This is a genomic window from Shumkonia mesophila (genome assembly GCF_026163695.1).
Classification (GTDB): Bacteria; Pseudomonadota; Alphaproteobacteria; order Rhodospirillales; family Shumkoniaceae; genus Shumkonia; species Shumkonia mesophila.
Window position 1 is genome coordinate 202,319 of sequence record NZ_JAOTID010000008.1, and the last position, 11,767, is coordinate 214,085.

The 11,767-nt window shown below is 64.6% G+C and carries 12 protein-coding genes; 7 read left to right on the forward strand and 5 right to left on the reverse strand.

Annotation, left to right across the window (positions count from 1 at the left end):
• Positions 1–119: 119 nt before the first annotated feature.
• The 4 genes from ODR01_RS15000 to ODR01_RS15015 are packed head-to-tail and all read left to right on the forward strand — an operon-like array spanning position 120 to position 3,693.
• Complete coding sequence (locus ODR01_RS15000) at positions 120–1,229, forward strand: iron ABC transporter substrate-binding protein (protein WP_316978490.1); 1,110 nt, start codon at positions 120–122, stop codon at positions 1,227–1,229.
• A 1-nt stretch (position 1,230) separates the two neighbouring features.
• Positions 1,231–2,298 (forward strand): FecCD family ABC transporter permease, encoded by a 1,068-nt coding sequence (locus ODR01_RS15005; protein ID WP_316978491.1) that lies wholly within the window; start codon positions 1,231–1,233, stop codon positions 2,296–2,298.
• Positions 2,295–3,050 carry an ABC transporter ATP-binding protein gene (locus ODR01_RS15010; RefSeq protein ID WP_316978492.1) on the forward strand — a complete coding sequence of 252 codons (756 nt, stop codon included), beginning with the start codon at positions 2,295–2,297 and terminating at the stop codon, positions 3,048–3,050. Before ODR01_RS15005 ends, ODR01_RS15010 begins: the two co-directional genes overlap by 4 nt.
• Positions 3,051–3,078: 28 nt before the next feature.
• Complete coding sequence (locus ODR01_RS15015; RefSeq protein ID WP_316978493.1) at positions 3,079–3,693, forward strand: FmdE family protein; 615 nt, start codon at positions 3,079–3,081, stop codon at positions 3,691–3,693.
• Between the two features lie 50 nt (positions 3,694–3,743).
• Here ODR01_RS15015 and aprA read toward each other — a convergent pair whose 3' ends face one another.
• The 3 genes from aprA to ODR01_RS15030 are packed head-to-tail and all read right to left on the reverse strand — an operon-like array spanning position 3,744 to position 6,868.
• Complete coding sequence (gene aprA / locus ODR01_RS15020) at positions 3,744–5,579, reverse strand: adenylyl-sulfate reductase subunit alpha (RefSeq protein ID WP_316978494.1); 1,836 nt, start codon at positions 5,577–5,579, stop codon at positions 3,744–3,746.
• Positions 5,579–6,040, reverse strand: coding sequence for an adenylyl-sulfate reductase subunit beta (gene aprB, locus ODR01_RS15025; protein WP_316978495.1), 462 nt, complete (start codon positions 6,038–6,040; stop codon positions 5,579–5,581). Before aprB ends, aprA begins: the two co-directional genes overlap by 1 nt.
• A gap of 42 nt (positions 6,041–6,082) precedes the next feature.
• A complete protein-coding gene (locus ODR01_RS15030) occupies positions 6,083–6,868 on the reverse strand; it encodes a hypothetical protein (RefSeq protein WP_316978496.1) in 786 nt (261 codons plus the stop codon).
• A gap of 383 nt (positions 6,869–7,251) precedes the next feature.
• Between ODR01_RS15030 and sat the strand changes: the two genes are divergently transcribed.
• From sat to ODR01_RS15045, 3 genes are all read left to right on the forward strand, one after another.
• Positions 7,252–8,424 (forward strand): sulfate adenylyltransferase, encoded by a 1,173-nt coding sequence (sat, locus tag ODR01_RS15035; RefSeq protein WP_316978497.1) that lies wholly within the window; start codon positions 7,252–7,254, stop codon positions 8,422–8,424.
• Between the two features lie 29 nt (positions 8,425–8,453).
• On the forward strand, positions 8,454–9,209 hold the full coding sequence (locus tag ODR01_RS15040; RefSeq protein WP_316978498.1) for a metallophosphoesterase: 756 nt from the start codon (positions 8,454–8,456) through the stop codon (positions 9,207–9,209).
• A gap of 130 nt (positions 9,210–9,339) precedes the next feature.
• Positions 9,340–10,326 (forward strand): alpha/beta hydrolase, encoded by a 987-nt coding sequence (locus ODR01_RS15045; protein ID WP_316978499.1) that lies wholly within the window; start codon positions 9,340–9,342, stop codon positions 10,324–10,326.
• A gap of 15 nt (positions 10,327–10,341) precedes the next feature.
• Here ODR01_RS15045 and ODR01_RS15050 read toward each other — a convergent pair whose 3' ends face one another.
• The gene (locus ODR01_RS15050) at positions 10,342–10,797 is read right to left on the reverse strand and encodes a hypothetical protein (RefSeq protein WP_316978500.1); all 456 of its coding nucleotides are present in this window, start codon (positions 10,795–10,797) and stop codon (positions 10,342–10,344) included.
• Between the two features lie 165 nt (positions 10,798–10,962).
• Positions 10,963–11,619 (reverse strand): aspartate/glutamate racemase family protein, encoded by a 657-nt coding sequence (locus ODR01_RS15055; RefSeq protein ID WP_316978501.1) that lies wholly within the window; start codon positions 11,617–11,619, stop codon positions 10,963–10,965.
• Positions 11,620–11,767: the final 148 nt, after the last annotated feature.

An 11,767-nucleotide genomic window follows, 5' to 3' on the forward strand; every position in this document is an offset into this window, starting at 1 on the left:
GCTCATCCGGACGGTTGACCTATCCGACGGCTCTTGGTATGACGAGCCGGTAATACGAATCTAAAAATAATCATACGATATCCCCCGCCCGTTTCGGGGGCCGTCGAGCGGAGGAAACCATGTCCTGTCCGGTACGGCTGGCTGTCGTTGCGGCTTTCGCCCTTCTGTCCGTTCAATCCCCGGCATCGGCCCGTGACATCGTCGATTCCACCGGCCGTACGGTCGCTGTCCCCGACGAGGTGTCGCGCGTCATCTGTTCCGGAGCCGGCTCCCTGCGCCTGCTCACCTACCTCGGGGCGCAGGACAAGGTAGTCGCCGTTGATGACATGGAAACCCGTCGCCAGCAGTTCGACGCCCGTCCCTACGCAATGGCCAACCCGCAGTTCAAGTCGCTGCCCGTGTTCGGTGAATTCCGCGGCTTCGACCGGCCGGAACAGATCCTTGCCCTCGATCCGCAACCGGAGGTCATCCTGAAGGCGACCGTCACCGGCACCGGGATCGACCCCGTCGACCTTGAGAAAAAAACTGGAATCCCGGTCATCACGATCGATTTCGGCGACCTTGGGAAGCGGCGGGACCGACTTTACGCGGCGTTGCGCATCATGGCTCAGGTGGTCGACCGCAAGGCGCGGGCGGACGAGGTGATTTCATTCCTCGACCAGCGGATTGCCGATCTCAAGCAGCGTTCCGATATCGGCGCTGGTGGAGGTTCCCCGACCGTTTACATCGGCGGCGTCGCCTACAAGGGGCCGCATGGCTTCCAGGCCACCGAACCAACCTATCCCCCGTTCGACTTCGTCGGTTTGCGCAACGTCGCCAACAGCGGCGGCGGCATGGCCAAGGATCTGGCACATACCGACGTCGCCAAGGAAATGATCGTCAAATGGAACCCCGAATTCCTGTTCCTGGACCTCGCCACGCTGCAATTGGGCGACATCGGAGGCGGGTTGTCCGAACTCAGGACAGATCCCTCGTACCGTTCCCTGACGGCGGTCAAGGAGGGTCGCGTCTATGGACTGCTGCCCTATAACTGGTATTCGCAGAATTTCGGGTCGATCCTCGCCAACGCCTATTTCATCGGCAAGCTGGTTTGGCCTCAGGGCTTCCAGGACATCGTCCCCGCCTCCGAGGCCGACGCAATTTACACCTTCCTCGTCGGCAAGCCGGCCTTCAAGGCAATGAACGCCTCCTTCCGGAATCTGGCTTACACTCCAGTTCCCCTGCAATGAAATGAACGTCGCGAACGGACAGATCCCGGCCGACTACGCGGCCTACATTCGCAGCAAGATGGTCTTCATGGTCGCTCTTTCGGCTGGGCTCGTCGCCGCCATCATCCTGTCGATCGCGCTGGGAGCCGCCAACCTGCCGGTCGGCGCCGTGGCGAAAAGCCTGCTCGGCATGGAGGTGCCGCGCAAGATCGACATCATCGTCTGGAACATCCGCCTGCCGCAATCGCTGGCGGCCATCGCCGCCGGCATCGGACTGGCCGTCGCCGGTGCGTCCATGCAGTCGATCCTGCGCAACCCTCTGGGTTCCCCCTTCACGCTGGGCATGTCGCACGCGGCGGCTTTCGGGGCCGCGCTCAGCATCACCCTCTTCGGGTCTGGGAAGATGACGTCGACCACGGTCGGCGCGGTCGCCATCACCAACCCCTATCTGACCACCGCTTCGGCCTTCGCCTTTTGCCTGCTGGCGGCGATGGTCATCGTCGCCGTGTCGCGCCTGCGCGGGGCCTCCCCGGAAGTCATGGTCCTGACCGGCGTCGCCCTTGGCGCCCTGTTCACGGCGGGCACCATGTTCCTGCAATATTTTGCCGACGACACCCAGTTGGCCGCGATGGTGTTCTGGACCTTCGGCGACACCGCCCGCGCCTCGTGGTCGGAGGTCGGCCTGCTGGCGGCAGTGGCGACGGCCGCCACCGTGTTCTTCCTCGCCAACGCATGGAATTACAACGCCATCGATGCCGGCGATGAAACGGCCAAGAGCCTCGGCGTGCGGGTCGAACGGGTCCGCATGGCCGGTATGCTGGTGGCATCGGTCGTCACCGCCACCGTCATCTCGTTTCTTGGCATCATCGGCTTCGTCGGCCTCGTGGTGCCGCATCTGGTGCGGCGCGTGATCGGTTCGGACCATCGCTATCTCCTGCCGGCGACGGTGGCCGGCGGAGCGCTGCTGATGGTCGCCGCCGATACCGTGGCCCGTCTCCTCCTGGCCCCCCACGTCCTGCCGGTGTCCGTGTTGACCGCCTTTCTGGGGGCGCCGGTGTTCTTGTGGCTGATCATCGGAGGCCGCCGGTGATTCTCGACGTTCAAGGCGTGACCTTTTCCTTCAACAGCCATCCGGTGTTGTCCGACATCCGCTTCGCGATCTCCGCAGGATCGTTGGTTGCCGTCCTGGGTCCCAACGGTGTCGGCAAGACCACCCTTCTTAAATGCATCAACGCCATCCTGAAGCCGCGATCCGGGATTGTGCTGGTGGACGGCACCCAGGTATCACGGCTGGCGCCCGGCGACATCGCCGCACGGATGGGGTACGTCGCCCAGCGCAGCGAGACCAATCGGATGACGGTGTTCGACGCCATCCTGATGGGACGCAAGCCCTATATCCGTTGGCAAGTTGGCGGTCACGATCTCGCCCTGGTCGAAGCCGTGATCCACAGGCTCGGCCTTGGCCCCTTGTCTTTGCGGCACATTGATCAGTTGAGCGGCGGCGAACTGCAAAAGGTGGCGATCGCCCGGGCCCTGGTCCAGGAGCCAAGGGTTCTGCTGCTCGACGAGCCGACCAGCAGCCTCGACCTGCGCAACCAGATCGAAATCCTGCGCCTCCTGCGCCAGATTGTGGCCGACAAGAACATCGCCGCGATCATGACCATCCACGACCTGAACACCGCCCTGCGCTTCGCCGATCGCTTCCTCTTTCTCAAAGGGGGCTCCGTGCTTGCCGCCTGCGAGCGCGCCGAAGTGACCTCGGCCATCATCGAAGAAACCTACGGCATTGCCGTCGCCACCTTGGACCACGAAGGCATCCCGGTGGTCGTTCCCGCCGCCTGATCCGCCCAGACACGACAAGGAGCTGCCCATGTCCAATAACGCCCTGACCGACCGCCAGATCCAGGAGGCCATCTCCTTCCACGGTCACAGTTGCCCGGGTCTCGCCTATGGCCTGCGGGTGGCCGAATACGCGTTGCGCGAATTCGGCCATTCCGGCGACGAGGAAATCGTCGCCATCACCGAGACCGACATGTGCGCGGTCGACGCCATCCAGTCCCTGGTCGGCTGCAGCTTCGGCAAGGGAAACCTGCTGTACCACGACACGGGCAAGGTTGCCTTCACCTTCTACCGACGTTCCGACGGCAAAAGCCGGCGTGTCGTGCGCAAACCCGAGCGCACCACCGCGGCCGGTGAAGAGAACAAGACCCTGATGCGCAAAAAGGCCGACCAGGGCTTGACCGAAGCGGAGGCCAAGCGTCTGGCGATCCTGCGCGAGATGCGCATGAAGGAGATCATGACGGCAGATTTCGAAGACCTGTTCAGCGTCAAGGAGTCCGCCCTCGCGCTGCCGCGCCACGCCCGCATCGTCGACACCCTGGTCTGCGAGCGGTGCGGTGAGCCGGTCATGGAGACGCGGACCCGTCGTTCCGGCGGCGCGGTGCTGTGCATCCCCTGCTTCGAGGCGGAGGACCGCCGCGCCTGAGGGAGGCTGGCAACTCCTTTACCCGCTCGGATCGGCGCGCCGGCTTCCGCTCAATCGACGATGTGGTAGACCGGCGCCTTCTCCATGGCCCACTTGCCGGAATCGCGGTCGTATTGGGACAGCGTGAAGCAGTGCCAGTCGGCGTCGTCCAGCTTCGGATGATCGGCCCGGTAGTAATACCCCGGCCACCGCGTTTCCTGCCGGAACATCGTGTGCTGCGTCACGCACTCCGAGGCCAGGACCCGGTGGTGAAGCTCCCACGCCCGCTGGAGCTGGTGGAGGTCCTCGGCCCCGAGATGGGCCATGTCCTCCTTCAGCATGCCCAGCAGTTCCAGGCCGCGCGTCAGCATCGGCTCGTTGGTGGTGTAGTGGGAGCTGATGCCGCCGACGTATTCGTCCATGATCTTCTCGAGGCGCTGCAGGCCATGAAGCGGCAGCAGATAGCTCGGCGAAACGGTTCCCGCGACGATTTCGACGCGGCCGAGCTTGTAGTTCTCCAGCGGCTGGAAGATCGCCTTCCTTAAGTCCTCGCACTCCGCATCGTTGTATTGCGGCTGCTCGCTGCCCAGGTCGTTCACGTAATTGACCGCCGCCTTGCCGGCGATCCGGCCTTCGGTGAAGGACCCGGAAGAGAACTTGTGGGCGGTGCCGCCGATGGTGTCGCCGGCGCCGAACAGCCCCTCGACGGTCATCATCCGGTTGTATCCCCACTGGTACTCCGCGGGCGCGTAGTCCTCGGGGCCGCTCGCCCAGGCGCCGGAGCAGGTGGCGTGAGAGCCCATGACGTAGGGCTCGGACGTGGTCAGCTCGGGATTGATATGCTTGGGATCGATGTTCTGCGACGCCCAGACGACCGCCTGGCCGATCGTCATGCCGAGGAAGTTCTCCCAGCCGACGGTCTCCTTGTGCGGGTCCTGGAAGGCCTCCTTCGTCACCATGCGGATGGGGCCGCCGCCGGCCTTGACCTCCTCCAGGAAGGCGTGGTTGCGAAGGCAGGTCGGCACCGGATGCCTGTCGACGTAGTCGCCGACCAGGGCCTTGATCGAGTCGCGCCACTTGGCCTCGTAGTCCTCGCCATAGGCGTTCTGGGTGTAGGTCTTGAGGTGCAGGAAGTAGGCGCCGACCGGACCGTAGCCGTCCTTGAAGCGGGTAAGGACGATGCGGTTCTCCATCTGCGTCATCTTGGCGCCGACGAGGATCGGCAACGCATAGGCAGACGCGCTGCTCCACGGCGCATACCACGTCCGTCCCATGCCTTCACCAGCCGCCCGCGGCTTGAAGATGTGCGACGCGCCGCCGGCCGACACGATGACGGCCTTGGCGCGGAAGACGTGGAAATCCCCGGTACGGACGTTGAAGCCGACAGCCCCGGCAACCCGGTTGGGCTTCGTCTTGTCCATCAGGAGGTGGGTCACCATGATCCGGTTGTAGACTTGGGTGGCGGCCTTGCGGGCGGCCTCGGCGACGATCGGCTTGTAGCTTTCGCCGTGGATCATGATCTGCCACTTGCCTTCGCGCTGGTAGCGCCCGGTCTTGGGGTCGCGCATGATCGGCAGGCCCCATTCCTCGAACTTGTGCACCGTGGCGTCGACGTGGCGGGCGATATCGTAGCCCAGGTCCTCGCGCACCAACCCCATGAGGTCGTTCCGGGCGTATCGGACATGGTCCTCGGGCTGGTTCTCGCCCCACTGCATGCCCATGTAGCAGTTGATCGCATAGAGGCCTTGCGCGACGGCGCCGCTGCGCTCGATGTTCGCCTTCTCGACGCAGACAACCTTGAGGTCGCGCCCCCAGTACCTGGATTCGTACGTGGCCCCGCAGCCGGCCATGCCGCCGCCGATGACCAGGATATCCGAATCCACAAAAACCGTTTTCCTGCGAGCCATCAGACCACTCCCTGCTTGAGCCTGTCCGGAGTCAGCGCGGGCAGCTTGCCGATGTTGAGCGCTTCCGGTTCATGCGCGAGTTCCTGGGCCTTGAAGGCCGCCTGGCTTGGCGCCGCGTAATCGGACGGCGATTTGATCGAGCCCCAAGGCGTGGTCCGGATCGGCGAAACGAAATTCTTTTCGCGGCCATCCCGGAATTTGATCTTCCAGGAAATGGTGCCCTTTTCCTCTTCGCGCAGCGCCCTGACGCTGTGGCCCATAGGGGCGAAGTCCGAATAGCCGCGACAGTCGATCGCATGCTGCGGACAGGACTTCACGCAGGAGTAGCACTCCCAGCACATGTTGGGCTCGATGTTGTAGGCGCGCCGGTAGGTGGTATCGATGTGCATGATGTCGGAGGGGCAGATGTCGACGCAATATCCGCAGCCGTCGCACCGGGTCATGTAAACGAATGTCGGCATGTAATCCGTTACCTCCCGTATCGAAGGTCTATGAAGGGTCGATCAATAGTGTTGGGGCTCGGTGCGAGCACTGCCGAAGGTTTCGGGTTTGTCGGCGGGGGCCGGCAGGTTGCTCCGCGAACCGTTCGCGTCTTCCACCCGCTTCTGGAAGGCCGCCGCGGGCTTGAAGAACATGTGGGAGAATTTGGACCATGGAATGGATGCGAAGAGCACCGTCGTGGCGATGAGGTAGAGACCGAGGAACACGCTTGTCCCCGCGCTGCCCGCCGCCTGCAACGCCGCCCAGATCAGGCCCAGGGTCACGCTGGCAAGCAGCGAAAGGATGAAGATGTCGGCCTGCACGACGCGGAAACGCGAGTGCCCTTCGGCGGCGACGTCGACCCGCAGGAAGAACCAGAACCAATAGCCGCCGGCGCAGACCATCAGGCCCCCGATGCCCCACAGTTGCGGCAGGATGGCGGGCGTCGGGGTCGCGGGTGTCGGGTAGCCGAACACCATGATGACGGTGGTGATGACGTAGGCGATGAAGCCGTACATCGTCAGGAGGTGGGCGATGCGGCGCCGCGCGGTACACAATTCACCGGCCGACAGGACCTCCACGGCCACGGTCTGGATCGCCAGGGACACCATTTCCCCGCCACCGACTTGCCGCGCCCCTTTATTCTGTGCCTTCCGCCAATTGGCGAAAAAGTACTGGGCGCTCTTCTTGTGAAGGGTGTCGTACACCGTGCCGCCCACGACCAGAAGGGCCATGACGACGACATACGTCTGCATGACGATGGGTGATATGGACGCGGAAAGCTCGGCGAAGGGATTGCTGGTGAACATCAAGTCACCCCAATGTCAGTCCGTGACGATCGATGCATGAAGGGAGGGTATCGGCGATACGGCCGGAATCCAGGCCCAAGCCCATGGGCACGGCGCGGCAAACCACGCAACCGGAGACACTCAGGACTTGCAGCCGATGCCTCGGTTTCCGACCCGTCCATGGAGGCCTTTCAGACGAATGTCGTCTCCCCCTGATGAAGCCGCCGGCATGGAAAGCCGATCCATATTTGAAAATATGATAAGTTTAATATACTAGGCGGTCACGACATTTTTTCGAAGGCCCGAGGCTTTCTACACGCTTAAAGCGGCGCGCCTTCCGACAGTCTGCAACCGATCTGATCAGGGCCCGCAAGCACCCATAATAGTCAGGGAGACGTCCTAAAATGCCGACATTGGTTCCCCCGCATGGAGGCGGTCCGCTCAGGCCGATGCTGCTGCCCAGAACGGAGCGCGCCGACGAGATCGAGCGGGCCGAAAAGCTCACGAAAGTCCCCTTGGCCAGCCGGGAGGTTTCGGACCTGTTCATGTTGGCAATGGGCGCCTACACGCCGCTCGACGGATTCATGGGGGAGGAAGACTGGCGAGCCTGCTGTACCGACATGGTAACGGGCGACGGGATATTCTGGCCGATCCCCATCACGCTCTCATGCCACGAGGACCTCGCCGACGGCATCGCGATCGGCGAGAAGATCGCGCTGGTCGACGGGACGTCCGGCGAGATTCTGGCCATTCAGACCGTGAGCGAAAAGTATGCCATCGACCGGGAACTGGAATGTCGGGAGGTGTTCCGCACCACGGATGCCGCCCATCCCGGCGTCAGGAAGGTCATGGAACAGCCGGCGGTCAACCTGGCCGGGCCCGTTACGGCGCTGTCCGAGGGCCACTTTCCGGAAACCTACAAGGGCCTTTACCTGCGGCCAGCCGAAACCCGGGCGATGTTCGAAGCCAACGGCTGGTCGAAAGTCGCCGCCTTCCAGACCCGCAACCCCATGCATCGCAGCCATGAATATCTGGCCAAGGTCGCCATCGAAATTTGCGATGGCTTGCTCATCCACCAGGTGCTCGGCGCGCTGAAGCCAGGCGATATTCCGGCGGACGTCCGGGTCAAGGCCATCGACGCGCTGATCAGGAACTATTTCGTGCCCGGCACCGTGATCCAGGCCGGCTATCCCATCGAGATGCGCTACGCCGGCCCACGAGAAGCCTTGCTGCACGCGGTGTTTCGCCAGAATTTCGGCTGCACGCACCTGGTGGTCGGTCGCGATCATGCCGGTGTCGGAAACTATTACGGACCGTTCGACGCGCATCACATTTTCGATACGCTTCCCGCCGGCAGCATGGAAATCCGGCCGCTCAAGATCGACGTCACGTTCTTCTGCTACAAATGCCAGGGCATGGCGACGGGCAAGACGTGCCCGCACGGCGAGGAGGATCGGCTGGCGATCTCCGGCACCCGGCTGCGCGAGATGTTTTCCCGCCGGGAAACCATTCCGGAGGAATTCAGCCGCCGCGAGGTAGTCGAGGTGTTGCAGGCCTATTACGACAGTCTCGGCTGACCCATAGGACCGGACGAGGGAAAGACTGGATGCTCATCGCCCAGATCAGCGATACCCACATCCTGGCGCGGTCGTCGGAGCAGGCCGCAAGCGCCAGTCGCGCCGAGGCCTTGCGGCGATGCATCGCCGACATCAACCGCCAGGGGGTGGACGTGGTGGTCCACACGGGCGACACCGTGCACAACGGCACGGCTGACGAGTATGCGTACCTGCGCGAGATCCTGGCCGACCTGGACGCGCCGCTGTTCCTGATTCCCGGCAATCGCGACCGGCGTGACGCGCTGCGCGACGCGCTTGACCATCTCTCCTATCTGCCCAGGAACGGCGATCATCTTCATTACGTCATCGAAGACTATCCGGTCCGCTTGGTCGCCATGGATTCGGTTGCCGAAGGAGAACGGAAAGGCGCCTTCTGCGCCCGGCGGCTCGCCTGGCTGGAGGAGACGCTCGCCCTGGCACCCGACAGGCCGACGATTCTTTTCATCCACCACCCGCCTTTCGACATCGCTCGGCGCTTTGTCGGCGGTTACCGGCACCCCCGGGAAGCCGAGGATCTGGCGGCGGTGGTCAACCGCCATCCACAGGTCGGGCAACTCCTTTGCGGGCACGTCCATTTTTTGCACCGCGAACCGTGGGGCGGCACGACCGCCGCCACCATGCCCAGCGTCGCGGTGGACCTGCGCAAGGAGGTTGACGCCGCGATCGAAGCCGCACCCCTCTATCTCCTGCATGTTGCCTCGACGGACGGCGGCCTGGTCAGCCACACGCGGATCGTGACCCCCTGATCGCCGTCCCCGAAGCGAAGGATCGAGATGCGCCAGATGCATCAGGCCGACCCGACGGGGTTGCTTCATGCCGGGAGGAACGCGATATTTCGGGTATTCCGTCCTTGCCGCCCGAATCCAAGGAGCGACCATGGCGCCTCATCCGCATCCGCAAACCGTCCCGTTGTCGCCGCGTAGCCTGATGGACCCGCAGATGGCGGCGGCCATGGACAAGATGGCCGAAATCGCCGCCAGCGTCGGCCCGGTGCCGGCCAAGCCGACTCCCGAGGAGGTGCGCCTTCGCACGCTGATCGAGCGCCGGTTCTGGAACGAGGAACCGGTCGCCGTCTCCGCTGTCGAGGACATCGAACTGCCCGGCCTTTTCCGCCCGGTCCGGGTGCGCCGCTACCGGCCTTCGCTGGCTCCGGCCCTTCCGGCCATCGTCTATTTCCATGGCGGCGGCTGGGTAAAGGGCAGCCCCGATACCCATGATCGGGCCGGGCGCGTGCTGGCCCGCGAGAGCGGCGCCATGGTGTTTGCCGTCGACTATGCGCTGGCGCCCGAACACCCATTCCCCGAACCCCTGGACGAATCGGTGGCGGTCATCGAGGCGCTGGCCAACACCGCCGTGCGCTGGGGCATCGACGCCAGGCGCATGGCGCTCGCCGGCGACTCGGCCGGCGGCAACCTGGCCCTTGCGGCGGCGCTGGACCTTCGATTGAGCCGCCCGGACCTGATCCGGGCGCTGCTGCTGTTCTATGGCGTCTATGGCGCCACCCTCGACACCGGCTCCTATCGCGAATTCGGCGATGGCCGCTTCGGTCTGTCGCGCGACGACATGGCCGCCTACTGGGCAGCCTATGCGCCCACCAAGCGCGATCGCACCGACCCGCGCGCCGCGCCCCTGCTGGCCGATCTGGCCGGCCTGCCAGCGGTCCATCTGGTGGCCGCCGGGCTCGACGTGCTGCTGGACGATACGCTGGCCCTGGTCCGGCGACTGGACGCGGCGGGCGTGCCCTTCGAACTCAAACGCGTCGAAGGGGTCGGGCACGGCTTCATCGGGCTGGGCCGCATGGTGGATGCCGCCGATGCCGCCATCGCCGGGGCCGCGGCGTTCGCCCGCCGGCACCTTGCCTAGGCACCGCCGGCGGGATCAGGCCTTGCGGTTCTTGGGTGGACGGCAGCCCATGACCGGATACGGCAACCGGGCGGCCGCGGCCCCGGCCGACTGCTCGGTTCCCGGCAGCACATAGACCCGCCGGATGGCGGCGTTGCCCAGCGCGCGATTGACCGGATCGAGCAGGCGGGCCTCGACCGGCTGAATGTCCATGCCGGCGTGGCCGTCCATGGAAATCGGCTCGCGGAACAGTTCGATCAGGACGGCATCCCGGATGCGGGGCACGTGGAAGCACACATTCTCGGCTTCCGATACGCCGACCTCGACGATCACGGTCACCGCCTTCAGGCCTGGCTTCTTGGCGCCCGACCGGGCGATCGGCGCCATGAACGAGCGGAATTGGACGAGAGCGGACTGAGACGGGATGCCGGCGAGTTCGCCGGCGGCGGCCGGACCGGAAAAACCCGAGACCAACGCCAAAAACGCCGTCATGGCGACGGCGGCAAGGCCCCTATTCCCAACACACAACAACATAGACCCGAGTCTCTCATGTCCCCGTGTCTCCCAGTTGCCGCCCCCCCGAGCAAGGGTCCCTAATACCCTCTGGCGGCCGGAAATGAAATGGGGGAAATCCCGATGGCGGGGGATAACTACCGTTCATGCCTTCAGGTAGGGTGCCAATCCTTCGACGCACAGCGGCGGGCTTTCGAGGACCGGAATCGGCAGTACGGCGCCCAATTCCGCCGCCAGATGGGCCATCGAGGCCTGGGCCAGGACGATGACGTCGACCGACCCGGCCAACCGCCCGGCGGCTTCCTTCACCGCGGCGTCGTGACCGGCCTTGTCGCCCTCGCGCAGGGCGAAGTAGGCGACGTTGTCGACCGCCGTGGTGATGGCGACCTCGCGGCCCTTTGCCGCCGCATGCTCCCGGATCAAGCCCTCGCTGGGAGCCACCGTCGTCTTGCTCGTACACAGAAGGCCGATGCGCACCCCCAGTTCAACCGCTCGCGCCATCATCGGATCGTCGATCTTGATGACCGGAATGTCCACCAACCGGCGCACCGTGTCGACCGCCGGCGAGGTCGACGAGCAGGTGAACAGAATCACCTCGGCCCCCGCTTCCTGGGCCAGCGCGACCTGCTGGGCGATGCGCCGCACGATGCCGGGCACCATGCCGCCGTGGCGGCGGGCGTCCTGGATCAGGCTTTCGTCGACCACGTGAAAGCTTTCCAGGTCCGGGTAGCGTTTCCCCAACAACGTTTTGAACATGCCGACCACGAACGGTGCCGTGTGCAGAACTGCCAGACGCTTCATCGTCTTCCCTTTCCCCGACAAGGTATCCGCCGGGACGCGGTCCCCGCGTCCCGGCGACGGCCCATCCGTTTAGTGGATGTCGTCCTGTTCGGCGAAGGCCTTGCGCAGGTCGGCGACCGAGAAGCCGGGCTTCTGGGCGGCCCCGATG

What these genes read in the sequence shown, in the direction of transcription:
- ODR01_RS15000 (WP_316978490.1), top strand. Translation starts at nt 120, where the DNA reads ATGTCCTGTCCGGTACGGCTGGCTGTCGTTGCGGCTTTCGCCCTTCTG.
- ODR01_RS15005 (WP_316978491.1), top strand. Translation starts at nt 1,231, where the DNA reads ATGAACGTCGCGAACGGACAGATCCCGGCCGACTACGCGGCCTACATT.
- ODR01_RS15015 (WP_316978493.1), top strand. Translation starts at nt 3,079, where the DNA reads ATGTCCAATAACGCCCTGACCGACCGCCAGATCCAGGAGGCCATCTCC.
- aprA (WP_316978494.1), bottom strand. Translation starts at nt 5,579, where the DNA reads ATGGCTCGCAGGAAAACGGTTTTTGTGGATTCGGATATCCTGGTCATC.
- aprB (WP_316978495.1), bottom strand. Translation starts at nt 6,040, where the DNA reads ATGCCGACATTCGTTTACATGACCCGGTGCGACGGCTGCGGATATTGC.
- ODR01_RS15030 (WP_316978496.1), bottom strand. Translation starts at nt 6,868, where the DNA reads ATGTTCACCAGCAATCCCTTCGCCGAGCTTTCCGCGTCCATATCACCC.
- sat (WP_316978497.1), top strand. Translation starts at nt 7,252, where the DNA reads ATGCCGACATTGGTTCCCCCGCATGGAGGCGGTCCGCTCAGGCCGATG.
- ODR01_RS15040 (WP_316978498.1), top strand. Translation starts at nt 8,454, where the DNA reads ATGCTCATCGCCCAGATCAGCGATACCCACATCCTGGCGCGGTCGTCG.
- ODR01_RS15045 (WP_316978499.1), top strand. Translation starts at nt 9,340, where the DNA reads ATGGCGCCTCATCCGCATCCGCAAACCGTCCCGTTGTCGCCGCGTAGC.
- ODR01_RS15050 (WP_316978500.1), bottom strand. Translation starts at nt 10,797, where the DNA reads ATGACGGCGTTTTTGGCGTTGGTCTCGGGTTTTTCCGGTCCGGCCGCC.
- ODR01_RS15055 (WP_316978501.1), bottom strand. Translation starts at nt 11,619, where the DNA reads ATGAAGCGTCTGGCAGTTCTGCACACGGCACCGTTCGTGGTCGGCATG.